The sequence below is a fragment of the Ruegeria sp. CDSA236 genome (assembly GCF_059611285.1).
In genome coordinates, this window is sequence record NZ_JBXWPG010000001.1 from 165,358 (window position 1) to 189,011 (window position 23,654).

Genomic DNA, 23,654 nt, shown 5'->3' on the forward strand with positions numbered 1-23,654 from the left:
GCATCCGCTTCTTTCACCCCCGCCGAGGCGTAAACCGGAAAAAGGAAATAAAGCATGGCTCTTCCCGAGTTCTCCATGCGTCAGTTGTTGGAAGCTGGCGTTCACTTTGGTCACCAGACACAGCGTTGGAATCCCCGCATGGGCCCGTTTATCTACGGCTCGCGCAATGGCATCCACATCATGGACCTGACCCAGACCGTTCCGATGCTGGACCAGGCTCTGCAGGCTGTTCGTGACACTGTTGCCAAGGGCGGCCGCATTCTGTTCGTAGGCACCAAGCGTCAGGCCGCAGGCCCAATCGCCGAAGCAGCTGAAAAGTCAGCCCAGTACTACATGAACCACCGTTGGCTGGGCGGCACGCTGACCAACTGGAAAACCGTTTCCCAGTCGATCAACCGTCTGAACCAGATTGACGAAGCCATGGAATCGGGCGCCGAAGGCCTGACCAAGAAAGAGCGTCTGGGCATGGAACGTGACCAGGGCAAACTGCAGGCTTCGTTGGGCGGTATCCGCGAAATGGGCGGCGTCCCGGACCTGCTGTTCGTCATCGACGTCAAAAAAGAAGCACTGGCCATCGCCGAAGCCAACAAGCTGGGTATCCCGGTCGTGGCAGTTGTCGACACCAACTGCTCGCCCGATGGTGTCGATTACATCATCCCTGGCAACGATGACGCAGCCCGCGCGATCTCGCTGTACTGCGATCTGGCAGCACGTGCCGCTCTGGACGGCATGACCGCTCAGATGGGTGCAGCAGGCGTTGATCTTGGCGCATTCGAAGAAGCACCGGTTGAAGAAGTCGTTGCGGAAGAAGCAACCGCAGCAGCAGAAACACCTGCCGAAGCGTAAGCTGCCCGTCACGTAAATGACATCTGGGGCAGGGTATGACCTGCCCCAATTCCGTTTGAATTGAGGAGAGCCAAAAGATGGCAATCACAGCAGCAATGGTAAAAGAACTGCGCGACACCACTGGCGCAGGCATGATGGACGCGAAAAAAGCGCTGACCGAAACCGGCGGCAACATGGACGAAGCCGTTGATTGGCTGCGCACCAAAGGCTTGGCCAAAGCGGCCAAGAAATCGGGTCGTACCGCGGCGGAAGGTCTGGTTGCCGTTCACGTAAACGGCAACAATGGTGTTGCAGTTGAAGTGAACTCGGAAACCGACTTCGTCGGGAAAAACGCCGAATTCCAGGAAATGGTTGGTAAAATCGCATATGCCGCAGAAGGCGTCGACAATGTCGAAGCTCTGCTGGCAGCTGATCTGGGTGGCAAAACCGTTGCGGAAACGCTGACCGACAAGATCGCCACCATCGGTGAGAACATGTCGGTGCGCCGTATGTCCAAACTGTCGGGCGACACTGTTGTATCTTACGTCCATAACGCAGCCACTAACGGCATGGGCAAGATCGGCGTTCTGGTCGCTCTGACCGGCGGTGACGAAGCCATCGGCAAGCAGATTGCGATGCATATCGCGGCTGTGAACCCGGCAGCTCTGTCCGAGGCAGACATGGACCCGGCGATCGTCGAGAAAGAAAAGCAGGTCCAGATGGACATCGCGCGCGAATCCGGCAAGCCGGAGCAGGTCATCGAAAAGATGATCGTTGGTCGCATGAAGAAGTTCGTCGCTGAATCGACCCTGTTGAACCAGCAGTTCGTTGTAAACCCTGACCTGACCGTTGAGGCCGCTGCCAAAGAAGCAGGCGCGACCGTCACCGGATTCGTGCGTCTGGAAGTTGGCGAAGGCATCGTTGTCGAAAAAGAAGACTTTGCCGCTGAAGTTGCAAAAGCAGTTCAGGGCTAAGCATCACAGGCCCTGAACAGGGCCTGTATCAATCTGAGAAACCGGGTACGCCATGCGTATCCGGTTTTTCTTTGCCCTTAGTGTAGAAATGATGCCAAGAAACGAAAAAGGACGCCGAAAGCGTCCACAAGTTAAACCTAGTTTAAATGAGGGGCCCCGCAAAGATGGGGATGGACGAGGCCCCCCAAAATTCCGACAAAGAGACGCGGACAAATAGGCGCCCTATTGTCAGAGCGATCGGAGAGCTTTGTTATTGCAAAGATCCGACCAAATGTTCCCAGGCTAAAGCCACCACTCACGGAACAATACCACTTTGCAACTTTAGCGTTAGATTCGGAAAGTCATGTTTTCCTTACCCTAGGTAAATTGACGCATATTCGCGTCACTCCCTGAGTCAAACCCCAACGATGAACATCTGATTTTGAAGAGATGCTTTCAAAACTGCCTGCGCCGTTGTCTCGACCACGAGGGCCTCGCGCGCCAGACGCAGATGCTTTTCGACAGTGGCCGAAGTCAGCCCCATCAGAATCGCAATGTCCTGAGTTGTTTTGCCGTCGCCGACCCACTCAAGCGCCTCACGCTGACGTTTTGTCAGGGCACGATTTGGTGCGTTATAGGGCAGGGTGAGGATTTTCAGATGAGCAACGTTGTTCATCAGAAGAATATCCTGGCCAAATTCCTCCCAGACAGCGTCCACATCGTCTTGTGTACGCGATCCATGCGCTGAAAGCGAAATTGCCCCTTTCGACCGAACCGAAACCGAGTCGAAACTGACCGTATAACCGGCGACGACACCTTTGGTTTTGTTGAACTCGATGACGTCTCGCTCTTTTGCGGTCAGGGTGCCATCAGTCATCAGATCCTGGGCGATCCTCCAGCTTGCGGCCCCTTCATTATGCAAAGCCCATTTCAGCATCGGAGCATGGAAATACAACCCGCCTCCCAGAAACCCATCCAGGTAATCTTTGCTGTGATTGGTCAGGATTACAAAATCCTCGGGATCCCCCAGCGACGTTTCGGTGCGATATCGCGTATATCCGTACAGCAAACGATCGAACCCATATTCTGCCATTTGCCGGCAATGGGCATCCCAGAGCTCTTCCAGGGTTTTGGTATAGCTGAGGAAATTCAGATACTCAGAAAGCTTCATAGCGATCATTCACCCTGTAAATGGGACCGCAACGCATCCAGCGCCAGCACATATCCCTGCGGACCCAATCCGCAAATCATGCCTACAGCCACACGTGAGATATAGGATCGGTGTCGAAACTCCTCACGCGCGTGGATATTGGACAAATGAACCTCGATGACCGGCAGCTCAACCGAGGCGATTGCGTCCATCAGGGCAATCGAGCTGTGCGTATAGGCACCTGCGTTCAAAACAATGCCGTCCTGCACACCTTTGGCGGCATGAATGGCATCAATCAACGCGCCTTCGTGGTTGGATTGGAAATGAATCACTTCCATCCCGATAGACTTACCGTGTTCGAGGCACATATCCTCGACCATTTGCAGCGTTGTGCTTCCGTAAACCTCGGGCTGTCGCGTGCCCAGCAGATTGAGGTTCGGACCATTCAGAATAAGAGCTTTATGCATTGTTATACTGTCCCCATAACAAGGTTCTTAAACGTGAACAGGTAGAGATGTCCACCGAACCTGAATCATGTGTCAGAACCGCGGCCTATAGGACACGAGGCTGAAGTTTCAGATATTGGCTGGCTATGCCATGGTCACGACAATTTTCCCAAGGGCCTTTCGGCTGGCCAGAAGGTCTAGCGCCTTTTGGGCTTGATCCAGAGGGAATAGCGCACTGATCTGTGGTTTGATCTGCCCTTTGGCGTATAACCCGAACAAATCTTCCATGTTTTTGCCATGTCCCTTCGGGTCGCGAAACACCGAGGCGCCCCAGAAAACACCAACAATTTGACAACCCTTAAGCAGAGGGAGGTTCAATGGTATCTGAGGGATTCCGGCTGGGAAACCGACGACCAAGAATCGCCCCTTCCACCCCAAGCTGCGCAGCGCTGGCTCTGAATAGGCACCGCCAACGGCATCGTAGACGACATCAACGCCCTGACTACCGGCTAAGGCCTTGATGTCCGATCCAAAGGCCTTTTGCGCCTGTTTGTCCATGTCGCGCGCGTAAATGATCGTTTCGTCCGCCCCGATCTGACGACAGAAATCTGCTTTGTCCTGCGATGAGACTGCCGCAATAACCCGAGCCCCCATGGCATTAGCTAGCTCAATCGCAGCCGTACCAACTCCGCCTGCTGCACCCAGAATCAGGACCGTTTCCCTTTGTTGCAGCGCAGCGCGGTCCTTCAGTGCGTGATATGAGGTGCCATAGGTGAAGATAAAGCTCGCCGCGTCTTCAAATGGCATTGAGCTCGGGAATTTAACAGCTGTCGCCGCTTTGACCGCCAGATGTGTGGCAAAACCTCCGTGTCCGGTCAGGGCCAGCACACGGTCGCCAACGTTAAAGGCCGAAACACCTTCGCCCAGCCCGATAACCTCGCCAGCGATTTCACCCCCGGGGGCAAACGGTCTTGGTGGTTTTATCTGATACAGGTCGCGTATCATCAGTGTATCCGGGAAATTAACGCCTGCGGCCCGCACGCGAACAAGCAATTCGCCCATGCCCGGCGACGGATTGGGCAGGGTGGTCAGTTCCAATGTCTCCGGTCCGCCCGGAGCGACGCTGAGTAAGGCTTGCATGTTTACGCTAATGTCCCTGTTATTCGGTAAGGAGGAACTTTTGGCGTACTGTTCTGAGTTGTCAAGAAACCACCCGGCACAACCGGGTTAGGCGTTACCCTTGACCGACAAATGAGACAGTTTACCAAAATCAAAAACCGAGGAGCAGGTCATGACCCCCGAAACTCTTTTCTCATTGCAGGGCAAAACCGCTCTGGTCACGGGAGGGGCCACCGGAATTGGCCGAATGGCGGCCGAGGCGCTGGTCCGGGCGGGTGCACGTGTACTGTTGGCGTCTCGTAAAGGCGACGCGTGCGAGGCGGTCGCGGCCGAATTGAACGCACTGGACGCCACAGGAACCGCCGAAGGGTTTGCCGGTGATGTCGGATCAAAAGAGGGTGTCGACAATCTGGTGGCCGAAGTGCTCAAGCGCACGGACCGGCTGGATATCCTCATGAACAATGCCGGTGTTTCCTGGGGCGCACCGATGGGTCAGTTTCCCTACGAAGCCTGGGAAAAAGTCATGTCGATCAATGTGACAGGAATCTTCGAACTGACCCAAAAACTGTTGCCGATTCTGATGTCTTCCGGGACTGCCGAAGATCCATCCCGCGTCGTCAATGTTGGATCGGTTATGGGCGAAGTTCCTATGGGCGACGGTGCGTATAGCTACTCTGCCTCAAAGGCGGCTGTGCTGCATCTGACCAAAATCATGGCCAAAGAACTTGCTCCGCATCACATCACCGTCAATGCGCTGGCGCCTGGACCCTTTGTCTCTCGGATGACGGCCTTTGCCACATCTGACGAAGGGACGCGCAAAAAAGTCGGCAAATCCGTACCCTTGGGTCGCGTTGGACGTGACGAGGATATCGCAGGCTGTATGCTGTTCCTGTGCGGTCTGGGTGGCAGCTATGTCACCGGCGCGGTGATCCCGGTTTCGGGCGGGATCAATGTTGTCACCGCCGGCAACATCTTTGCTGAAGCACTCTGAAGCATCGGCCAAAGGGAGCCACAAAATGGACAGCGCAATTCTGGATCTGAAACGCGTCGATGCCTATCTCGGCACGCATCTCAAAGGGTATCGGGGTCCGTTGGAGGCGAAAAAATTCGAGGTTGGCCAATCAAACCCAACTTTTGAGTTAAAAACGCCTGAGAATTCCTATGTCCTGCGCCGCAAGCCGCCGGGCGTGTTGCTAAAATCCGCCCATGCCGTTGACCGCGAGTTCAGGGTTCAAAGTGCTCTGGCCGACAGCGATGTGCCTGTACCCAAAATGCTGCTGCTTTGCGAGGATGATGACGTCATCGGGTCGGCGTTTTATGTGATGGAGCATCTCGATGGCAGGACTTTTCTTGAACCCACAATGCTTGGTGAAAGAACCGAAACCCGCACGGCAATTATCGACGAGATGAACCGCGTTCTGGCGGCGCTGCATAAGGTCGACATCGATTCTGTTGGTCTGTCCGACTATGGCCCGCCGGGAAGCTATTTTGAGCGTCAGATCGGGCGGTGGACGAAACAATTTCGGGCGTCCGAAACCACTCAGATTCCGGATATGGATGCCTTGATCGAGGCTTTGACCAACGCAACCCCCAAGGATGATGGTCAGAGAACGCTGGTTCACGGTGATTACCGCATCGACAATCTGATGTTCGAAAAGCAGGGCACCCGCTGTCTGGGCGTACTGGATTGGGAATTGTCGACAATCGGGCATCCCTTTGCCGATCTCGCAGCCGTTATCATGCAATGGCAGATGCCACCTGGAAAAGAGGGGCGGGGTCTGGCTGGTATAGACCGGTCCTCGCTCGGCCTGCCATCCGATCAGGCTTTCATTGATCAATACTGTGAGCGCCGCGACCTTCCCGGAATTGATAACTTTGGATTCTATCTGGCGTTCAATTTCTTCCGAATGGCCGCGATCTTACAGGGTGTTTATAAGCGGGCGCTTGACGGAAACGCCTCTGATCCGAAAAGAGCTCAGATTTTTGGTAGTTACGTTCCTAAGTTTGCACAACGAGGGCTGACTGCATTGGGCCGAGGGTGAAACCACCTAGGGCGTATGAAATCTCGACAATTCAAGCTCAAGGTTGGCCAGGCTGTTTTTGCCAAAGAACATCTCAGTATCAACAAACATGCTGGGGACACCGAAAACACCCCGCTTGACCATAGCCTTGGTTTGGTTTTTCAGGTTTTGCTTTACGTTCAGATTGGTCATGGCCTCGCGCAGTTTTCGTATAGGCAAGCCGTTATCCTGAAGAATGTCGCAAAGGACACCCAGATCATCCACTTTTTGGCCGTGCACCCAAATAGCATCAAATATGGACGCTATATATCTGTTTTCCCATGATTTACCGGATGCTACCAAAGCCCCGCGCATGGCGAATTTGGTGTTCATCGGGAAATGTGGGCTCATATGAAAGCTCAACCCACGGTGACGCGCAAAGCGATGGAGATCGCGGGTCAAATAGGCCGTCTTCTGCCGGTTCTCTGAAAAAGCCTTAAACGGGCTTTGGTTATTGGTGGCTTTGAAAACAGTGGCCAGCAGAACCGGAACATATGTAACACCGACTTCGTGCTTTGCAGCGATATCAGATATCATCTTCTGCGCGAGGAAGGCGTTCGGACTGCAAAAATCATAAACAAATTCTATATGTTGCGGCATATTTCTCCTCCATTAGGCGAGAGCCGAACCGGACACGAATCTATCTGCGACCACATTAGCAGGCAAAACCCTTCTGGCGTACAGGGACATCGTTGGATTGAGGTGATTTAGCTGTCCTTTTTCCGCTTAACCCCGCAATATCCGGGAAAGATACGTTAATTTCTCAAAGTTGAGCACACACAGATGAAGTTCGAACAAGCCCGGCTAGATCGTATTTGCGATTGGATGCAATCCTATGTGGATGATCGCAAATATGCCGGAAGCTCATTCTTGATGATGCATCAGGGCAGGGAGGTTCTGTTTCATTCCTGCGGGCTTAGAAGCGTTGAGAACAATCTGCCATTCGAGCGGGAGACCCTCGTTCGCATCTATTCGATGACCAAGCCGATAACCACTGCGGCCCTGATGATCCTTGTCGAACGAGGTGAGGTTCACCTCGGCGCTCAAGTGTCTGAATATATATCTGATTTCACCGCAACACAGGCGCTGGTACCCGGCGCCACAAGGTTGGATCAGACCGAACCTGCACCTGCACCAACGCTTCATCAGCTGCTGACCCATACAAGTGGCCTGAGCTATCCTTTCAACCCCGGAATCCTGGCATCGGCAATGGACGAACTTGATCTTGTTTTCGGCCCTAAAGAAGGGTCTTTGGCCGAAAGAGTATCTTTGCTGTCCACTTTGCCTTTCGCCTTTCAGCCGGGAACGCGATGGGAATATTCGGTAGGGATAGACGTTATTGGTCGCGTGATTGAAGTTATTTCTGGCCAATCTCTGGAGCAATTCCTTGCGAAAGAGATTTTCAAACCTCTTGGCATGTCCCAGACCGGGTTCAGGGTTCCGGCGGGAGCAGGGGATCGGTTTGCCTCGCTCTATACGCCTTTGGCGGGCAATGCGATGGCGCTAAACGAAGCCCGTACGGGTGAGCAGACATTGCGTCTGGTCGACAATGCCGAAGCATCGCCCTTTGAATCGGCAACAATGTGCTCTGGGGGCGGAGGGTTGGTTTCAACCATTGATGACTTTGCTAGATTTTCAGAGATGCTCCGAAATCGCGGAAGGTTTGGTGATCAACAGATTCTTGCACCAAAAACTGTAGAATTCATGCTTCACAACCACTTACCCGGCGATATTGCCTCGATGGGACCGCAGAGTTTTGCGGAACAACCCATGGAGGGCATGGGCTTTGGCCTTGGTGGCGCTGTCGTCATTAACCCCGGCAGAACCTGTGTTCCGGGCAGCATGGGGGATTTCAGCTGGGGTGGTATGGCATCGACCTTCTTTTGGGTTGATCGTCAGAACGATTTTACAGCGATCTTTTTCACCCAACTGTCACCATCCAGCTCTTATCCCTCCCGCGCAGAATTGAAGGCGCTCACCCTCGGGTCAATCATTGAATGACATTCGGCGCGCTGATACCCATTCGCCAAGATTAATCGGAGTACCGCATATGACCGAAGCAGAGAAAGTTCTTCTGGATCTTCTGGACGTTGAAAGACTGGAAGTAGACCTGTTTCGGGGAACAGGGTCGGGCGGCGAAACACCTATGCGAATTTTCGGCGGTCAGGTCATCGCACAAGCACTAGCCGCAGCATATCGCACCGTCGACAACCGCCTGTGTCATTCCCTGCACGCCTATTTCATCCGCCCGGGCGACCCAAGCATTCCCGTAATTTATCAAGTTGATAGGGCCCGTGACGGAGGTTCGTTCACGACGCGCCGTGTGGTTGCAATTCAGCATGGTAAGCAGATTTTAAACATGTCCGCCTCATTCCACATTCAGGACGAAGGTTGGGATCATCAACACGACATGCCTGAGATGGAAGCGCCCGAATCCTACCCATCGCGATCAGAGCTCAAGAAGAAATATCTGGACAAAGTACCGCCCAGCTTTCGCGGAGAACTAACACGCGAGCGCCCGATCGAAGTCCGCGAGGTCGGCCATCTGGATCCTTTCAACCCAGAGAAATCGGATGACCGCAACCAGATTTGGTTCCGAATGGGCGCCGCGGCCAATGCCGATGCGGTCACGCAGCATCTGTTGCTGGCCTATGCTTCAGATATGTATCTCATGAGCTCGGGAATGCGCCCGCACGGCCTAAGCTGGTTTACTGGTGAAGTGAACGGCGCCAGCCTGGACCATGCGATTTGGTTTCACGCGCCGCTCAAGTTCGAGAATTGGCATCTGTATTCCATGGATTCGCCATGGGGCGGGCGAGGGCGCAACTTCAACCGTGGATCAATCTATTCCGAAGATGGCGTTCTGGTCGCATCAGTCGCCCAGGAAGGCCTGATGAGGCGCCCTCAGAACAAAAGTTAAGTCTCTTCAATAAACATTTGATTTAACTTCTGCATTCCTGAAATCCACCTGTCATAATCTCCGGATTTATGGCGAATGTAGTCCAGAACCTGTGGATGCGGCAGTACCAGAAATTGCTCAGAAGATATTGCCTCTACGCAAGCCTTGGCAACATCTTCAGGTTCCAACATTCCGTCAATCGAAGCCACGGAAGTTTCGTGCCCGCGCGTCATATCGGACCGTACGGCCTGTGGGCACAGAACCGAGACCCGCAAACCTTTATGCCCGTATGTAAGCGACAACCATTCAGCAAACCCAACGGCTGCGTGCTTTGTGACGCCGTATGGCGCGGCACCTGGCTGGTTTAACAATCCCGCAGCAGACGCCGTGGTCATGATGTAGCCTCCGCCACGCTCCAGCATTCTGGGCACCAGATGCCGCGCGGTCCAAACATGTGACATCACGTTGATTTTCCAGATGCGATCCCAGTCTTCATCCGGAACCTCCAAACCACCAATCGTCAATATCCCGGCATTTGCACAATACAGATCGATAGGGCCAACCGAGCTTTCTACAGCTTCGATCAACTCGGCTGTATTAGCCTCAAGCGAAACATCACAATGGAATGAATGGCCGCCAATCTCTTTTGCGACAGCGTCTGCGCCGGTTTTGTTGATATCAGCGCAGACAACCGTGGCACCTTCACGAGCAAATCGCTGTGCCAAACCTTTTCCGATGCCATCAGCGGCACCGGTCACAACAACGATCTTTCCGTTCAATTCCATTCGATCCTCATGATGTGGTAGGTGTCAGGAACAGATCGTAAGGTATTGTGAGGATTTGAAAAGTTCCCCAAGCGCATTGACATTATTTTAACATAATACCAATTACACGAATTCTGGAAACTTAGTAAAACGCCTGCAATCCCGTCTGTGCACGCCCCAGGATCAACGCGTGAACATCATGCGTCCCCTCGTACGTGTTGACCGTTTCTAGGTTCACCATATGTCGGATGACCTGAAACTCTAACGAAATGCCGTTGCCGCCGTGCATGTCTCGCGCATGACGTGAAATATCCAGGGCTTTGCCGCAATTGTTGCGCTTAATGATCGAAATCATCTCGGGCGCGGCTTCGGCCTTGTCCATCAGTCGCCCGACACGCAGGCTTGCCTGAAGACCCAGAGCAATTTCTGTCTGCATATCCGCCAATTTGCGCTGGAAAAGCTGCGTCTGCGCCAATGGCTTGTCAAATTGTTTCCGGTCCAACCCATATTGGCGCGCCGCATGCCAGCAGCTTTCGGCAGCGCCCATAACACCCCAGCTGATTCCGTAGCGTGCGCGGTTAAGACATCCAAACGGGCCTTTCAGTCCCTGAACATGAGGCAGCAAAGCATCCTCGGTGACTTCGACACCCTCCAGCACAATTTCACCGGTGATCGAGGCGCGTAGGCTCAGCTTGTTCTGGATTTTCGGCGCGCTCAGACCTTTGAGGCCTTTTTCAAGGACAAAACCACGGATCTTTCCGTCATGTGCATCAGATTTGGCCCAAACAACAAACACATCCGCAATCGGGGCGTTCGATATCCACATCTTGCTGCCAGATAGACGATATCCACCGTCGATCTTTTCCGCACGCGTTTTCATACCTGCCGGATCAGAGCCCGCATCAGGTTCGGTCAGACCAAAACACCCGATCCATTCGCCGCTGGCCAGTTTCGGAAGGTATTTCCGGCGCTGCTCCTCGCTGCCATAGGCATAGATCGGATACATCACCAACGAGCTTTGTACAGACATCATCGAGCGATAGCCCGAATCCACGCGTTCCACTTCTCGGGCGACAAGGCCGTAAGAGACATATCCGCCCCCTAGCCCGCCGTATTCTTCCGGGATCGTAGTGCCCAGCAAACCCATTTCACCCATTTCACGAAAAATCTCGGGGTCAGTTTCTTCGTTCTGAAATGCTTCTGTCACCCGCGGCTGAAGCTTTTCCTGCGCATAGGCTTGCGCACTGGCCGCAATCATTCGTTCGTCTTCGTCTAGCTGGTCCGACAGGCGGAACGGATCATCCCAGGCGAACTGGCCCATGTCAGGCGCATCTTTGGCGCGTAATGTCGGCTTGGTGTCAGGGGCATTCATGGTGCGTCTCCGCTTTGTCAGCTTCGCGGCAAACTAACCCGTCGGCCCGCCAAAAAACAGTAAGAGTTTCGCATCCACCCTTGAGTAAAACTCATAGCTTGCAGCCGCCTACCCCACGCGTTCAACCCAGCGCGTATCCGGCACCGCGAACAGTGCGAACCGGATCATCTCCACCATACTGCGTTAGTGCTTTGCGTAAGCGGCCGATATGAACGTCGACCGTTCGTGTATCGACATAAATATCCCGCCCCCAGACGCGATCCAATAGCTGTTCTCGGCTCCAGACGCGGCCCGGCTTTTCCATGAATGTGCTCAGCAAGCGAAATTCGGTTGGGCCAAGCTTTAGTGGTTTGCTGTCGCGGCTGACCTTATGAGTTTCAGAATCCAAAACGATGTCTGCGAATTCCAGCCTAATTCCTACAGTCGCAGGCCGGACACGCCGCAACTGGGTGCGTACCCGGGCCATAAGCTCGACAATCGAATAGGGTTTGACCACATAGTCATCAGCCCCGGTTTCCAGACCTCGTACTTTGTCGATTTCTTCCGACCGGGCCGACAGCATGATAATTGGGATCGACCGGGTGTCGGAGCGGGTTTTCAGCCGGCGGCAAACCTCGATCCCACTGAGATTGGGCATCATCCAGTCCAGTACGATAATGTCCGGACTGTCTTCATCGACCAGCAACATGGCCTCTTCACCATTGGCTGCTTTGGAAACGCGAAAACCTTCTGCCTCGAGATTATAGGCCAGGACTTCGCGCTGAGCCGGCTCATCCTCGACAACCAGAACGGTCGGTTGATCAGCGGACATTCTCAAATCTCCTAGACGGATTGCGATGTAAAATCGGCTTTGGGACGCGCTTCTGTCGGGCGCTCTCCGGTCACCAGATAAACGACCTGCTCGGCAATCGCCGTCACATGATCGCCCATACGTTCTATATTTTTGGCGATGAAATGCAGGTGCATACAGGATGAGATGTTGCGCGGGTCTTCTGCCATGAAAGTCAGGAATTCTCGGAACAGACCATTATACATCTGGTCGACTTCCTCATCACGTTCGATGACATCCGCCGCCAGCTCAGCGTCGCGCTGGACATAGGCGTCCAAAGCGTCCCTGAGCATCCGCTCGACTTCACGTGCCATACGTCGCAAGGCGGCGGCACTGCCATTGATCTCACTGGTATTGACCAGAACGGTCGTGCGTTTGGCTATGTTCTTTGAATAGTCGCCGATGCGTTCCAGGTTGGCGGAAACCTTCAATACCGATAGGACCAGACGAAGATCGCTTGCTGTTGGCGCACGCAGCGCGATCAAACGCGCCGTTTCTTCGTTGATCAGCTCTTCCAACGCATCAATGGCCTTGTCGCCCTGACGCACCTCTTGCGCGAGCTCGACATCGCGCGATTCAAGCGACCGTGCCGCGCTCATGATTGCGGCTTCGACGAGGCCGCCCATTTTCATGATATGCGCCTGAATGGCTTCCAGATCCCGGTCGAAGGCGGATGCGATATGTTGTTCTGTCATCTCTGAATACCTATGTTCAGCCGATACGGCCGGTGATGTAGCTTTCGGTGCGGGGATCTTCGGGGTTGGTGAAAATCTGTCCGGTTTCACCAAACTCGACAAGGTTGCCCAAATGGAAAAACGCGGTCTTCTGGCTGACGCGAGCGGCCTGCTGCATCGAGTGGGTAACGATCACCACCGAGTATCGCGACCGCAATTCGTCGATCAGTTCCTCGACCTGCGCAGTCGCAATCGGATCAAGGGCCGAGCACGGCTCGTCCATCAGCAGGACCTCAGGTTCCGTAGCCACCGCACGGGCGATGCACAAGCGCTGTTGCTGACCGCCGGACAGGCCGGTTCCAGGCGCATCAAGACGGTCTTTGACCTCATCCCAGATGGCGCCGCGGCGCAGTGATTTCTCAACAATCTCGTCCAGTTCAGCTTTGTTTCTGGCCAACCCGTGGATACGCGGGCCGTAGGCCACATTGTCATAGATCGACTTGGGAAACGGGTTCGGTTTCTGAAACACCATACCAACCTTGGCACGCAGCTGAACCGGGTCGACGCGTTTGTCATAGATATCTTCGCCATCCAGCAGGATATCGCCCTCGACACGGCAGATGTCGATCGTGTCGTTCATCCGGTTCAGGCAGCGCAAGAAGGTGGATTTTCCGCAACCCGAGGGGCCGATAAAGGCGGTGACGGTCTTGTCTTCGATCCTGACGTCGACGTCTTTGATGGCGTGATTTTCACCGTAATAAACCTGAACCTTGTTCGCGGCGATCTTGATGTCTTTGGCGTCCACGGTTCTCTCCACTCGTGTCATATCGTTCATAATGGCCCCCATTTACCAGCGGCGTTCAAAGCGGCGGCGCAGGATAACTGCGATTGCATTCATAGTGACAAGGAAAAGCAGCAGGATGATGATGCCCCCCCATGCGCGCTCGTAAAAGGCCGGGTCCGCGCGCTTGGACCACTCGTAAATCTGTGCGGGCATGGCCGAGTTTGGTGACAGAAAGCCCTCGACAATCCCGTCGGGCGGGTTCGAGGCGATAAAGCCCACCATCCCGATCAGCAGCAGCGGAGCGGTTTCGCCAAGCGCCTGTGCCAGACCAATGATGGTGCCCGTCAGGATGCCGGGTGCCGCAAGCGGCAGCACATGGTGGAACACCGCCTGCATTTTCGAGGCCCCTACCCCCAACGCAGCGTCCCGGATCGACGGCGGCACCGCCTTGAGTGATGCTCGGGTCGAAATGATAATTGTTGGCAGCGTCATCAGCGTCAGAACCAGACCACCAACCAGCGGCGCAGAGGTCGGTAAATGCATATAATTGATGAACACAGCCAAGCCCAAAATACCAAATACAATCGAAGGAACGGCCGCCAGATTCGAGATGTTCACCTCGATGATATCGGTAAACCGGTTCTGAGGCGCGAATTCTTCCAGATAGATCGAGGCGGCGACCCCGATCGGTAAGGCCAGTGCCAACACGACCAGCATCATGAACAGAGAACCCAGCATAGATACTCCGATCCCGGCAGCCTCGGGCCGCTGATCGGAGGCGTCCGCCCCGAAGATAAAGTCAGGGTTGAACGCCTTGTACAGCACACCAGCAGCACGCAACTGATCCACGAAGTCCAGCTGTGCGACAGAGATGCTTTTGTCATTTGCGATGGACTGGCGTGTCACACGGCCCTTCAGATAGCCATCAACGCGGCTGTTCACCAAAAAGCGGAAGCTGACCGACGTACCTATCTCATCCGGGTTCGAAATGACGTAGTTGCGCAGGTCCGCCTGTGCGGATTTGGACAGGATTTGCCCCATCTCTTTGGGCGACAGATCGGACTGGATGCCCAGTTTCTGCACCTCAACCTCCAGCGCTGAGGCGATCAAAGGCGCGTATCCAAAGGTCGAGACTTTACTAATATCTGCGATGTCGCGGTTGCCCTTTTTGTCGAGCTTGTCTGCCTTCAGCTCTACCGTCAGCTCTAGGAAGCTTTGCTGAAAAGCGCCCGTACCGGCGGTGACGATATTAGTCACCAACACAATCAACATCACAAGACCGATACCAATGGCCGCGATACCGTACATTTTGAACCGGGATTCGGCCGCATTGCGACGTTTGGTTCGCGTGTCCTGATTGAACAGCGAAGCCCCTTTGTGTTTAGCGGCAGGTGCTGCGTCTTGTTTTTGGGACATGTCAGTCATTCATACTGCTCCCGGTATTTGCGCACGATATAGAGGGCGAAGATGTTCAGCCCCAGCGTGATGATGAAAAGGGTCAGACCCAGGGCAAAGGCCACAAGAGTCTCCGGGCTTGCGAAATCAGTATCCCCGGTCAGCTGGCTGACGATCCTAGTGGTGATTGTGGTCATGGCTTCGAAAGGGTTTCCCGAGAATTTGGCAATCGCACCGGCGGCCATCACGACAATCATGGTCTCACCGATTGCGCGGCTGGCGGCCAACAAGATTGCCCCCACGATCCCGGGCAAAGCTGCCGGCAGGACGACTTGCCTGACAGTTTCGGAATGCGTTGCGCCTAGGCCTAGCGATCCGTCTCGCATCGACTGGGGCACCGCGTTGATGATGTCGTCAGATAGTGACGACACGAATGGGATGAGCATGATGCCCATGACCAGACCCGCCGTGAGTACAGCGTTCGAACTGGCCATCCAACCAACGCCCAAAGCTCCCCCCTGCCCGAACACAGATACCAGTGCCGGACCGACCGTCAGCAGCGCGAAAAGACCGTAAACGATGGTTGGGATACCGGCGAGGATTTCCAGCAAAGGCTTGGCCACAGACCGTGCCGCGCCGGATGCGTATTCGGAAAGATAGATCGCAGCGTACAGCCCAATCGGAACCGCAACCAGCAAAGCGATCAGAGAAATATACAAAGTCCCCCACAGCAGTGGGAGGATCGACAGTTCACTTCCGCCCCGGAAGTTCGGGGCCCAGGTGCTTCCAAAGAAAAAGTCTTTCCACGAATGAAGTTCGAAGAAATTCATCGTTTCAAAAAACATGGACAGGACGATGCCGACTGTGGTCAGAACTGCGATCGAAGCGGCCAGCAGCAGCAGCGCCAGAATGCCTTGTTCGACAACATTTCGGGCGCGAAATTCTTTATGAGTGCGGATATAGGCAAATGAGGCCCCGATCAGCGTCACAACCAAAACCGCGATCTGCATCGCAATGGTTCCGCTTGCGCTCATCGAGCGATATTTCTGCGCCGCCAGCAGAATAGGTGCGGTTACCTCTTGCGTAATGATCTGGCCAGCCTCTTTCAGTCGCGCTGTCACATCGGCAAAATCCTCATGCGCGCTGCGGGCAAATTCTTCGGTCATGGTGCCTGCGGCAACCGCGCCGTCCAGGCCGTTGGCAACTCGGCGCACCTCACTCATCAGCAAACCGCGGGTTGACCCCTCGGGGATTGCCGAATCCGGGAGCAATCCCGAGGCAGAATTGCTAACGATCAAGGGCTGCGCCAGCAACCAGATGACCAGCAAAACGAACCCCGGTATCAGCGCCGTCAAAGCAACGTTATAGCCGTAATAGGATGGAAGTGAGTGCAGATTGCGCAGGTTTCCGTCCGCGCTGGCCATCGCGCGGGACCGGCCCACAAAATAGCCAAGAACAGCAATCGCCAGCAAAATGAGCAGCAGCCAGGTTAGTGCCATGAGAACTCCGTCAAGCGGCAGGAGTGGATTTAAGAAAACCGGGGCGTAGACACCGCCCCGGTTCAGTCGTGTGAAAGCTTAGGAACCGCCGCCCAAAGTGGTTTCGCTGGCTACGATTTCCTGAACCTTGACCAGCTCAGGGTCTGATACCAGACCGTATGCAGCCAGAGGACCATCGGGGCCTGCAACCTCATCAGCGACGAAGAACTCTGCATATTCTTTCAGCCCGGGGATAACGCCGATATGTGCTTTTTTCACATAGAAAAACAGCGGGCGCGATACCGGGTATTCGCCGGTTGCTATGGATTCGGTCGAAGGCACGATGCCTGCCATGGTCGCAACCTGCAGCTTGTCGGTGTTGTTCTCGTAGAACGCCAGACCAAAGACGCCGATGCCGTCTTTGTTGCTGTCGATACGAGCCAGGGTCTCGGTATAGTCGCCGTCAATGTCGACCGAAACGCCATCGGTACGCAAAGCTATACAGGCTTTTTCAGCGGCTTTTTTGTCGTCGCCATTTGCAGCTTTGTAGACATCAAAGTCACCCAGATGCTCACAACCGGCCAGGATCACCTTGTCTTCGAACACTTCACGCGTTCCGTGCTTGGTGCCGGGGATGAAGGCTGCAATCGGCTGCGCTGGGAATGCAGGGTTCACGTCGGCCCAGGTCTTGTTGGGATTGTCGACCAGCTGGCCATCAACCACGATCTGGGCGGACAGCGCTTTGTACCAATCTTCCGGCGTGAACTCGAATGAGTTGCCGTTGATGTCGGATGCGAAAACGATGCCGTCATAGCCGATCTGAACTTCGATGATGTCGGTAACACCGTTTTCGGCACAGGCTTTGATCTCTTTTTCACGGATCTGGCGCGAAGCGTTCGCTACGTCGATGGTGTTTTCACCAACACCTTCACAGAACCGCTTGAGGCCGGCCGAAGATCCGCCCGATTCAACAACCGGGGTCTGGAAGTCAAAGTTTTCACCAAAAGCTTCTGCAACGATCGAAGCATAGGGCAGAACGGTGGAAGAACCAGCAACCTGAACTTGATCACGCGCGGTGGCCGCAGTGGCCGAAACAGCAGCGATAGCCAGAACCGAAGCCGACAGTTTTACAAAGGACATTTCAGTCTCCTTGAGAAATATGTTTCTGGATCATCCTCATGATGATCTTGGCCGAACCTCTAAAAGTCGTGCGTAAGCCTTTTGTGACAAGTGTGTAACGGTTTCATGACACGTTTGGATTTTCAGCCGATACGCCACGGGACATATGCTGTGAAAGAAACAAAACAGATCCGACAACTGGTTTGATCCGAGCGATCAGCGCGGCAAAATCACTGTAAAAACAGTGCCTTTTCCAAGATCGCTTTCCACCCGCAATCTGCCGCGATGGCGGTTTAGAATATGTTTTACAATCGCAAGGCCTAACCCGGTTCCACCCAGTTGCCGTGACCTATGACTGTCCGCGCGATAGAATCGTTCGGTCAAACGCGATACATGCTTCGGGTCGATTCCAGGTCCCCTATCCACGATCTGAACGCGAACGCCGGGACCGCGCATGGCGGTATCGTGATCCGAAGATTTGACGCGAACTTCTACCCGACCACCGCTGCCGCCGTATTTAATTCCGTTCTCGATCAGGTTGGTAAATACTTGGAGCAACTGGTCGCTGTCGCCAACTAGCATTATTTTGTCGTCGGGCGCATCTAGGCTCAGCACTACATCCGCGCCATCTGCCAATGGGCGCAGAGAATTGAGGGTCGATCTAAGAAGTGCTGTCAGCTCAAGTTGTTCTTTCGGGCGAACCCGCTCTTCGCTTTCGACGCGGTTCAAAGACAGAAGATCACCGACAAGCCGGTTCATGCGATTTGCCTCGTCGTTCATGATCTGAAGAAAACGATCCCGGGCAGCCTCGTCATCTCGGGCCGGACCGCGCAAGGTTTCAATAAAGCCCATTAATGCCGTCAGTGGGGTCCGCAATTCATGGCTGACATTCGCGACGAAATCACGTCGCATCTGATTTGCGTGCTCAACATGCGTAACGTCCTGAAATACAGCAAGCAACGCACCGCCGGATACTGCACCAACCCCATTCATATACCGGCACTGAACTTCGAAAGTTGTATCCTGGGCACCGTCATTGGACAGGTGCCGAGTGTTGGACGTTCCCTTCGTGCGCAGGCTTTGTTCAATCGCTTCGATAACCTGCGGCTGTCTGAGGATGGTCGCGAAATGCCGCTGCAGGATATTCTGGCCCAACAACGTCTTTGCTTCGGTATTGACCGCAATAATCCGTTCCGTCTGGTCAACCATCAGCGCGGGCATCGGGATGGCGGTTACAATTTCTTCAAGTTGGTCGTTGGTCATAAAGGGGCAGTTCTCTTAGCAACGCAGTTGGACGCTAGGATAGCTCTCGCATTGTATCGCGAAAATGACGCATGTTTTCTTGATAATGCAAGGCGCTGAAGGTCAGTTTCTGGGCGGTCGCATTGTCGATCTCGCGCACGACTTTACCCGGTGAGCCCATGACCAGAGAGTTATCCGGTATCTCTTTTCCTTCGGTCACCAAAGCCCCTGCCCCGATCAGACAGTTTTTGCCGATCTTGGCACCGTTCAACACGATGGCCCCCATTCCGATCAGGGTATTATCCCCGATCGTACAGCCATGCAGCATGACCTTATGCCCAATCGTGCAGTTCTTCCCGATGGTCAGAGGATACCCCGCATCAATATGCATGACGCAGTTTTCCTGAACATTGCTGCCCTCACCAACCCGGATTTCTTCGTGATCAGCGCGGATCGTGCAGCCGAACCAGACTGAGGCCCCCTGTTCAAGCACGACTTTGCCGATCAGATTGGCGTCTGGGGCGACCCAGGTGTCCTCGTGGATTTCCGGTACATCAGAGCCAAGGGCATAGATGGTCATGACTGATCCTCGAATTCGTTTTGCAGCGTACGGACATGATCCTGAAGCTTGGGTTGCTGGATACGCCGCATTCGCTCGGCACTGACAATGGTTTTCAGCTTTTCTTCGGTCTCGTCCAGATCGTCATTGACCAGCACATAGTCGTAATATCCCCAATGACTGATCTCATCCCAGCTTTTAAGCATCCGCTTGGAAATAACCTCTTCACTGTCCTGACCGCGGCTTTCCAGTCGGCGGCGCAATTCGGGGATCGACGGTGGCAGGATGAAAATCGACAGGGCGTGTTTGCCCAGATCCGAGTTCCTAATCTGCACCTCGCCCTGCCAGTCGACATCGAACAGAACGTCCTTGCCGTCATTGATGGACTCGCGAACTGGCCCAGCCGGAGAGCCGTAGAAATTGCCAAACACATGGGCATGTTCCAGCATCTGTCCCTCGGACACCTGCTGTCGAAAGGTATCTTCTGTCAGGAAATAATACTCACGCCCATGTTCTTCCCCAGGCCGGGGCGCGCGTGTTGTGGCCGAAACCGAGAACTCCAGATCCGTGTCCCATTGCATCAGACGCTTGGCCAACGTGGATTTCCCTGCGCCCGAAGGCGAGGACAGAATGATTAATAGGCCGCGTCGATCCGCCATCAGGGCGCTCCTGTCATTATTCTACGTTCTGCACTTGCTCGCGCATCTGATCTATTACCGCCTTCAACTCAAGCCCAACCGATGTCAAATCGGCGCTTTGTGCCTTGGAACACAGCGTATTGGCCTCGCGGTTGAACTCTTGCATCAGAAAATCAAGCTTGCGCCCCACAGCGGCATCCTGTGCAAGCAAATCGCGTGCGGCAGTGACATGGGCTTTCAGCCTGTCAATTTCTTCCGTTATATCCGACTTGACTGCGATCAGAGCCAACTCCTGTGCAACCCGATCCGGATCCGCGCCTTGCGCATTATCCATCACGCGCTGCAGGTTTTCTTGTAAGTTTTCAGCGATTTTATCCCGGCGCTCTTCAGCGAGCTTGGCGGCTTGCTCCGTAAGGCTTGAAACCTGCGATAGCTGCGCCTCAAGCACATCGGCCAGGGCCCGGCCTTCGGATTCACGCATCTTAATGAAATCGCTCAGCAAATCGTCAAACGCGCCGGTCAGATGTTTGACCAAGGGGGCCGGATCATCCGCATCCCCGCCGGTTTCCAACATGCCTTTGACAGCAATAAGCTCGGCCGCCGTCGACGGGGCCAGCGCTAGTCCCCGTTCTTCTGCCATCGTCTGCGTTCGCGCCAGAGCATCCAGAGCAGCGGCCATCGCAACTGGATTCAGCACGAGATCGGCTGTCGTTTCCTCGCGGCTCAGCTTGAGCGAAAGCGTCACATTCCCCCGGCCCAGGCTTTTCGAAATCCGCGAACGAAGCGCGGCTTCGAGCCCGGTGAGCCATTCAGGCACCCGCAGACGCATATCCAGCCCTTTGCCGTTTACGCTGCGCAACTCCCAGGTCCAGCTATGTGGACCATGTGTTCCCTTGCCCGAGGCAAATCCGGTCATGGATCTGATCATGCCTGTCTTCTCCGCTTTGCCCGCCTAATGTTCTTGTCCGCACCTAATGCCATCCTCGTGTGCAGGGCAAGAGTTTGCTGAGAATGACAGCGTCGGACAGAGGTTAACCATTCATTAAAGAATTACTCCAAAATTGACTCAACCCGTGCCAATCTCGTCTAGGCAAGTACCGACAAGGCGCAAAAGCTCCCGGTATCTTGCATTTTATGAAAATGACGGTCGATTGCAGTTAGGGTGATGAAAATGAAGATCTTTTTCGGTAACGGTTCCGGGACTAAATTTGGAAAGATCGTCGCAATGGATCGTTTTGACAGTGGGCGCAGTCTATCGCCCATACGACAGGCCGAAGCGTACTGGACAGCCTTGCTGTCCGGCGATGGTGTTCCTATGCGATCTCAGATCGACCCGCGCGGGCTTGAGAATATCCTGCCTAACACCTTCATCCTTGAACGCATTGCACCCGGTCTGGCCCGGTTTCGTCTGGCCGGCAGTCACTTGAACACACTGGCGGGTATGGAGGTTCGGGGAATGCCTCTGACCGCTTTTTTCGAACCCAGCGCGCGAACTCAGGTTACCGAGATCCTTGAACAGGTTTTTGCCGGTCCTGCCATTGCTGAACTTGAATTGGCCTCGACCGGTGGGTTTGGGCGCACGGATCTTCAGGCGCGAATGATCCTTTTGCCGCTGAAAAGCGATTTGGGCGATGTCAGCCGTGTTCTTGGCGTTATGGTCAATGACGGGGCGATTGGGGCAACCCCCCGGCGCTTTGATGTAAGCCATTATAAACTGCGTGCTGTGTCAGAAATACAGGCACCGCAACAACCGGTTCAGCCTGTTGTCGAAGGATTTGCCGAAGAACAACAAGAGTACAAACGTCCCGGATCTCACCTTCGATTGGTCGTATCACGGGATAAGTAACGAGTAACGCGTGTTAAATGTAAAGAAGGCGGGCCTATTAGACCCGCCTTTTTAAAATCGTCTGACCAAGTGGTTAGGAGGCTGCGCGTTTGCCGCGGTTCCGGCGCAGATCTGTCAGTTCTTCCGCAACAAGGAAGGCCAGTTCCAACGATTGCGACGCGTTCAAACGTGGATCGCAGGCTGTATGGTAACGGTCTGACAGATCTTCTTCTGTTACAGCGCGTACACCTCCAGTGCATTCGGTCACGTCTAGCCCCGTCATCTCAAAATGCACACCGCCGGGGATCGTGCCCTCGGCCTGATGCACACCAAAGAAGTCGCGAACTTCGCGCAGCACGGAATCAAAGGGCCGGGTCTTATAGCCGGTGGCCGATTTGATCGTATTGCCGTGCATTGGGTCACAGACCCAGGTCACCTTGGCGCCCTCTTCCTTGACGGCTTTGACCAGACGCGGCAGATGCTCTCCCGCCTTGCCTGCACCAAACCGCGCGATCAGGGTCAGACGCCCTTCTTCGTTTTCCGGGTTCAGTTTGGCCATCAAAACTTTGAGGTCTTCGGCAGATGTCGTCGGACCGCATTTCAGACCGATCGGGTTCAGAACGCCGGAACAGAATTCAACATGCGCGCCATCAGGTTGACGGGTGCGGTCGCCAATCCAGATCATGTGGCCGGACCCGGCCAACCAGTTGCCCGATGTAGAATCAAGACGGGTCAGCGCCTCTTCGTATTCAAGCAGCAGACCTTCGTGGCTGGTATAGAATTCAACCGACGAGAATTCATGCGTTGTGTCCGCGGTGATGCCCGCAGCCCCCATGAAATCAATCGAATCCTGAATTCGGTCAGCAATTTCAGAGTATTTCTGAACATCCTGGCCATCGGCAAAGCCGAGTGTCCACGAATGCACATGGCTCATATCGGCGAAACCACCGGTCGAAAAGGCGCGCAATAAGTTCAATGTTGCCGCTGCCTGCGTATAGGCTTGCAACATCTTGGACGGATTCGGAATCCGCGCCTCGGGCGTGAAATCCAGCTCGTTGATGATATCGCCGCGATAGCTGGGCAGCTCAATGCCATCCACCACCTCTGTCGGTGCGCTGCGCGGTTTGGCGAACTGTCCAGCCATACGGCCCACTTTGACCACCGGCACCTTTGCGCCATAGGTCAGAACCATGGCCATCTGCAGCATCACCTTAAAGGTGTCGCGGATCGCATCCGCGCTGAATTGTTCAAAGCTTTCAGCACAGTCGCCGCCCTGCAGCAGGAAGGCCTCACCCCGCCCCGCAGCACCAAGATGTTGCTTGAGCCGACGTGCCTCACCTGCAAACACCAGCGGCGGATACTGCGAAAGCTGAGCCTCGACTTTTGCCAGCGCGGCTGCGTCGGTATAGTCTGGCATCTGAACCCGGGGCTTGTTGCGCCAGTTCGTTTTTTGCCATTCGGTCATAGCTTTGATCTCCGCTGAAGTATTCAAGTCGCCTCTATACAAAAACGTTTGATGAGAG

24 protein-coding genes are annotated in these 23,654 nt (G+C 54.5%); 7 read left to right on the forward strand and 17 right to left on the reverse strand.

Features of this window, described 5'->3' with window-relative positions:
• Nucleotides 1-54: 54 nt before the first annotated feature.
• Both rpsB and tsf read left to right on the forward strand, forming a co-directional pair.
• Nucleotides 55-846: a 30S ribosomal protein S2 gene (gene rpsB / locus AC2FLB_RS00885; RefSeq protein WP_496708451.1), complete on the forward strand. Its 792-nt coding sequence runs from the start codon at nucleotides 55-57 to the stop codon at nucleotides 844-846.
• Between the two features lie 77 nt (nucleotides 847-923).
• A complete protein-coding gene (gene tsf / locus AC2FLB_RS00890) occupies nucleotides 924-1,799 on the forward strand; it encodes a translation elongation factor Ts (protein ID WP_142633819.1) in 876 nt (291 codons plus the stop codon).
• A 394-nt stretch (nucleotides 1,800-2,193) separates the two neighbouring features.
• Here the strand turns inward: tsf and AC2FLB_RS00895 are convergent, their stop codons facing one another.
• The 3 genes from AC2FLB_RS00895 to AC2FLB_RS00905 form a co-directional block, all read right to left on the reverse strand.
• Nucleotides 2,194-2,949 carry a LuxR family transcriptional regulator gene (locus AC2FLB_RS00895; protein WP_142633818.1) on the reverse strand — a complete coding sequence of 252 codons (756 nt, stop codon included), beginning with the start codon at nucleotides 2,947-2,949 and terminating at the stop codon, nucleotides 2,194-2,196.
• Nucleotides 2,950-2,954: 5 nt separating this feature from the next.
• Entirely contained in the window at nucleotides 2,955-3,395 is a 441-nt protein-coding gene (gene aroQ / locus AC2FLB_RS00900; protein ID WP_271947108.1) for a type II 3-dehydroquinate dehydratase, read from the reverse strand.
• Nucleotides 3,396-3,518: 123 nt separating this feature from the next.
• Nucleotides 3,519-4,514, reverse strand: coding sequence for an NADPH:quinone oxidoreductase family protein (locus AC2FLB_RS00905; protein WP_496708452.1), 996 nt, complete (start codon nucleotides 4,512-4,514; stop codon nucleotides 3,519-3,521).
• A 151-nt stretch (nucleotides 4,515-4,665) separates the two neighbouring features.
• Between AC2FLB_RS00905 and AC2FLB_RS00910 the strand changes: the two genes are divergently transcribed.
• A complete protein-coding gene (locus AC2FLB_RS00910; RefSeq protein WP_281972103.1) occupies nucleotides 4,666-5,484 on the forward strand; it encodes an SDR family NAD(P)-dependent oxidoreductase in 819 nt (272 codons plus the stop codon).
• Nucleotides 5,485-5,509: 25 nt separating this feature from the next.
• The gene (locus AC2FLB_RS00915) at nucleotides 5,510-6,535 is read left to right on the forward strand and encodes a phosphotransferase family protein (RefSeq protein WP_281972102.1); all 1,026 of its coding nucleotides are present in this window, start codon (nucleotides 5,510-5,512) and stop codon (nucleotides 6,533-6,535) included.
• Between the two features lie 6 nt (nucleotides 6,536-6,541).
• Here the strand turns inward: AC2FLB_RS00915 and AC2FLB_RS00920 are convergent, their stop codons facing one another.
• A complete protein-coding gene (locus tag AC2FLB_RS00920; protein WP_496708453.1) occupies nucleotides 6,542-7,153 on the reverse strand; it encodes a 2-hydroxychromene-2-carboxylate isomerase in 612 nt (203 codons plus the stop codon).
• A 183-nt stretch (nucleotides 7,154-7,336) separates the two neighbouring features.
• Between AC2FLB_RS00920 and AC2FLB_RS00925 the strand changes: the two genes are divergently transcribed.
• Both AC2FLB_RS00925 and AC2FLB_RS00930 read left to right on the forward strand, forming a co-directional pair.
• A complete protein-coding gene (locus AC2FLB_RS00925; protein WP_496708454.1) occupies nucleotides 7,337-8,554 on the forward strand; it encodes a serine hydrolase domain-containing protein in 1,218 nt (405 codons plus the stop codon).
• 49 nt (nucleotides 8,555-8,603) lie between these two features.
• The gene (locus AC2FLB_RS00930) at nucleotides 8,604-9,473 is read left to right on the forward strand and encodes an acyl-CoA thioesterase (protein ID WP_282021248.1); all 870 of its coding nucleotides are present in this window, start codon (nucleotides 8,604-8,606) and stop codon (nucleotides 9,471-9,473) included.
• Here AC2FLB_RS00930 and AC2FLB_RS00935 read toward each other — a convergent pair.
• From AC2FLB_RS00935 to AC2FLB_RS00990, 12 genes are all read right to left on the reverse strand, one after another.
• A complete protein-coding gene (locus tag AC2FLB_RS00935; protein ID WP_496691234.1) occupies nucleotides 9,470-10,237 on the reverse strand; it encodes an SDR family oxidoreductase in 768 nt (255 codons plus the stop codon). The two genes, AC2FLB_RS00930 and AC2FLB_RS00935, sit on opposite strands and share 4 nt — an antisense overlap.
• A gap of 121 nt (nucleotides 10,238-10,358) precedes the next feature.
• On the reverse strand, nucleotides 10,359-11,588 hold the full coding sequence (locus tag AC2FLB_RS00940) for an acyl-CoA dehydrogenase (protein WP_281972097.1): 1,230 nt from the start codon (nucleotides 11,586-11,588) through the stop codon (nucleotides 10,359-10,361).
• 121 nt (nucleotides 11,589-11,709) lie between these two features.
• Entirely contained in the window at nucleotides 11,710-12,399 is a 690-nt protein-coding gene (gene phoB / locus AC2FLB_RS00945) for a phosphate regulon transcriptional regulator PhoB (protein ID WP_142633798.1), read from the reverse strand.
• An 11-nt stretch (nucleotides 12,400-12,410) separates the two neighbouring features.
• Nucleotides 12,411-13,112 (reverse strand): phosphate signaling complex protein PhoU, encoded by a 702-nt coding sequence (gene phoU / locus AC2FLB_RS00950; RefSeq protein WP_271947126.1) that lies wholly within the window; start codon nucleotides 13,110-13,112, stop codon nucleotides 12,411-12,413.
• Nucleotides 13,113-13,128: 16 nt separating this feature from the next.
• Entirely contained in the window at nucleotides 13,129-13,926 is a 798-nt protein-coding gene (gene pstB / locus AC2FLB_RS00955) for a phosphate ABC transporter ATP-binding protein PstB (protein WP_142633794.1), read from the reverse strand.
• A gap of 12 nt (nucleotides 13,927-13,938) precedes the next feature.
• Nucleotides 13,939-15,300, reverse strand: a complete 1,362-nt coding sequence (pstA, locus tag AC2FLB_RS00960; protein ID WP_271947130.1) for a phosphate ABC transporter permease PstA — start codon at nucleotides 15,298-15,300, stop codon at nucleotides 13,939-13,941.
• Nucleotides 15,297-16,769 (reverse strand): phosphate ABC transporter permease subunit PstC, encoded by a 1,473-nt coding sequence (pstC, locus tag AC2FLB_RS00965; protein WP_271947131.1) that lies wholly within the window; start codon nucleotides 16,767-16,769, stop codon nucleotides 15,297-15,299. Before pstC ends, pstA begins: the two co-directional genes overlap by 4 nt.
• Nucleotides 16,770-16,847: 78 nt before the next feature.
• Nucleotides 16,848-17,888: a substrate-binding domain-containing protein gene (locus AC2FLB_RS00970; RefSeq protein WP_142633790.1), complete on the reverse strand. Its 1,041-nt coding sequence runs from the start codon at nucleotides 17,886-17,888 to the stop codon at nucleotides 16,848-16,850.
• A 195-nt stretch (nucleotides 17,889-18,083) separates the two neighbouring features.
• A complete protein-coding gene (locus tag AC2FLB_RS00975) occupies nucleotides 18,084-19,130 on the reverse strand; it encodes a sensor histidine kinase (RefSeq protein ID WP_496691232.1) in 1,047 nt (348 codons plus the stop codon).
• Nucleotides 19,131-19,164: 34 nt separating this feature from the next.
• Nucleotides 19,165-19,689, reverse strand: coding sequence for a gamma carbonic anhydrase family protein (locus tag AC2FLB_RS00980; protein WP_282027405.1), 525 nt, complete (start codon nucleotides 19,687-19,689; stop codon nucleotides 19,165-19,167).
• Entirely contained in the window at nucleotides 19,686-20,327 is a 642-nt protein-coding gene (gmk, locus tag AC2FLB_RS00985) for a guanylate kinase (protein WP_142633784.1), read from the reverse strand. The genes AC2FLB_RS00980 and gmk overlap by 4 nt, the downstream gene beginning before the upstream one ends.
• Before the next feature lie 16 nt (nucleotides 20,328-20,343).
• Entirely contained in the window at nucleotides 20,344-21,234 is an 891-nt protein-coding gene (locus tag AC2FLB_RS00990) for a YicC/YloC family endoribonuclease (RefSeq protein ID WP_281972091.1), read from the reverse strand.
• Nucleotides 21,235-21,477: 243 nt separating this feature from the next.
• On the opposite strand from AC2FLB_RS00990, the gene AC2FLB_RS00995 reads away from it, so the two are divergent.
• The gene (locus AC2FLB_RS00995; protein ID WP_496708455.1) at nucleotides 21,478-22,152 is read left to right on the forward strand and encodes a PAS domain-containing protein; all 675 of its coding nucleotides are present in this window, start codon (nucleotides 21,478-21,480) and stop codon (nucleotides 22,150-22,152) included.
• Nucleotides 22,153-22,225: 73 nt separating this feature from the next.
• Here AC2FLB_RS00995 and AC2FLB_RS01000 read toward each other — a convergent pair whose 3' ends face one another.
• Complete coding sequence (locus AC2FLB_RS01000) at nucleotides 22,226-23,596, reverse strand: class II 3-deoxy-7-phosphoheptulonate synthase (RefSeq protein ID WP_142633778.1); 1,371 nt, start codon at nucleotides 23,594-23,596, stop codon at nucleotides 22,226-22,228.
• Nucleotides 23,597-23,654: the final 58 nt, after the last annotated feature.

What these genes read in the sequence shown, in the direction of transcription:
- rpsB (WP_496708451.1), top strand. Translation starts at nt 55, where the DNA reads ATGGCTCTTCCCGAGTTCTCCATGCGTCAGTTGTTGGAAGCTGGCGTT.
- tsf (WP_142633819.1), top strand. Translation starts at nt 924, where the DNA reads ATGGCAATCACAGCAGCAATGGTAAAAGAACTGCGCGACACCACTGGC.
- AC2FLB_RS00895 (WP_142633818.1), bottom strand. Translation starts at nt 2,949, where the DNA reads ATGAAGCTTTCTGAGTATCTGAATTTCCTCAGCTATACCAAAACCCTG.
- aroQ (WP_271947108.1), bottom strand. Translation starts at nt 3,395, where the DNA reads ATGCATAAAGCTCTTATTCTGAATGGTCCGAACCTCAATCTGCTGGGC.
- AC2FLB_RS00905 (WP_496708452.1), bottom strand. Translation starts at nt 4,514, where the DNA reads ATGCAAGCCTTACTCAGCGTCGCTCCGGGCGGACCGGAGACATTGGAA.
- AC2FLB_RS00910 (WP_281972103.1), top strand. Translation starts at nt 4,666, where the DNA reads ATGACCCCCGAAACTCTTTTCTCATTGCAGGGCAAAACCGCTCTGGTC.
- AC2FLB_RS00915 (WP_281972102.1), top strand. Translation starts at nt 5,510, where the DNA reads ATGGACAGCGCAATTCTGGATCTGAAACGCGTCGATGCCTATCTCGGC.
- AC2FLB_RS00920 (WP_496708453.1), bottom strand. Translation starts at nt 7,153, where the DNA reads ATGCCGCAACATATAGAATTTGTTTATGATTTTTGCAGTCCGAACGCC.
- AC2FLB_RS00925 (WP_496708454.1), top strand. Translation starts at nt 7,337, where the DNA reads ATGAAGTTCGAACAAGCCCGGCTAGATCGTATTTGCGATTGGATGCAA.
- AC2FLB_RS00930 (WP_282021248.1), top strand. Translation starts at nt 8,604, where the DNA reads ATGACCGAAGCAGAGAAAGTTCTTCTGGATCTTCTGGACGTTGAAAGA.
- AC2FLB_RS00935 (WP_496691234.1), bottom strand. Translation starts at nt 10,237, where the DNA reads ATGGAATTGAACGGAAAGATCGTTGTTGTGACCGGTGCCGCTGATGGC.
- AC2FLB_RS00940 (WP_281972097.1), bottom strand. Translation starts at nt 11,588, where the DNA reads ATGAATGCCCCTGACACCAAGCCGACATTACGCGCCAAAGATGCGCCT.
- phoB (WP_142633798.1), bottom strand. Translation starts at nt 12,399, where the DNA reads ATGTCCGCTGATCAACCGACCGTTCTGGTTGTCGAGGATGAGCCGGCT.
- phoU (WP_271947126.1), bottom strand. Translation starts at nt 13,112, where the DNA reads ATGACAGAACAACATATCGCATCCGCCTTCGACCGGGATCTGGAAGCC.
- pstB (WP_142633794.1), bottom strand. Translation starts at nt 13,926, where the DNA reads ATGAACGATATGACACGAGTGGAGAGAACCGTGGACGCCAAAGACATC.
- pstA (WP_271947130.1), bottom strand. Translation starts at nt 15,300, where the DNA reads ATGACTGACATGTCCCAAAAACAAGACGCAGCACCTGCCGCTAAACAC.
- pstC (WP_271947131.1), bottom strand. Translation starts at nt 16,769, where the DNA reads ATGGCACTAACCTGGCTGCTGCTCATTTTGCTGGCGATTGCTGTTCTT.
- AC2FLB_RS00970 (WP_142633790.1), bottom strand. Translation starts at nt 17,888, where the DNA reads ATGTCCTTTGTAAAACTGTCGGCTTCGGTTCTGGCTATCGCTGCTGTT.
- AC2FLB_RS00975 (WP_496691232.1), bottom strand. Translation starts at nt 19,130, where the DNA reads ATGACCAACGACCAACTTGAAGAAATTGTAACCGCCATCCCGATGCCC.
- AC2FLB_RS00980 (WP_282027405.1), bottom strand. Translation starts at nt 19,689, where the DNA reads ATGACCATCTATGCCCTTGGCTCTGATGTACCGGAAATCCACGAGGAC.
- gmk (WP_142633784.1), bottom strand. Translation starts at nt 20,327, where the DNA reads ATGGCGGATCGACGCGGCCTATTAATCATTCTGTCCTCGCCTTCGGGC.
- AC2FLB_RS00990 (WP_281972091.1), bottom strand. Translation starts at nt 21,234, where the DNA reads ATGATCAGATCCATGACCGGATTTGCCTCGGGCAAGGGAACACATGGT.
- AC2FLB_RS00995 (WP_496708455.1), top strand. Translation starts at nt 21,478, where the DNA reads ATGAAGATCTTTTTCGGTAACGGTTCCGGGACTAAATTTGGAAAGATC.
- AC2FLB_RS01000 (WP_142633778.1), bottom strand. Translation starts at nt 23,596, where the DNA reads ATGACCGAATGGCAAAAAACGAACTGGCGCAACAAGCCCCGGGTTCAG.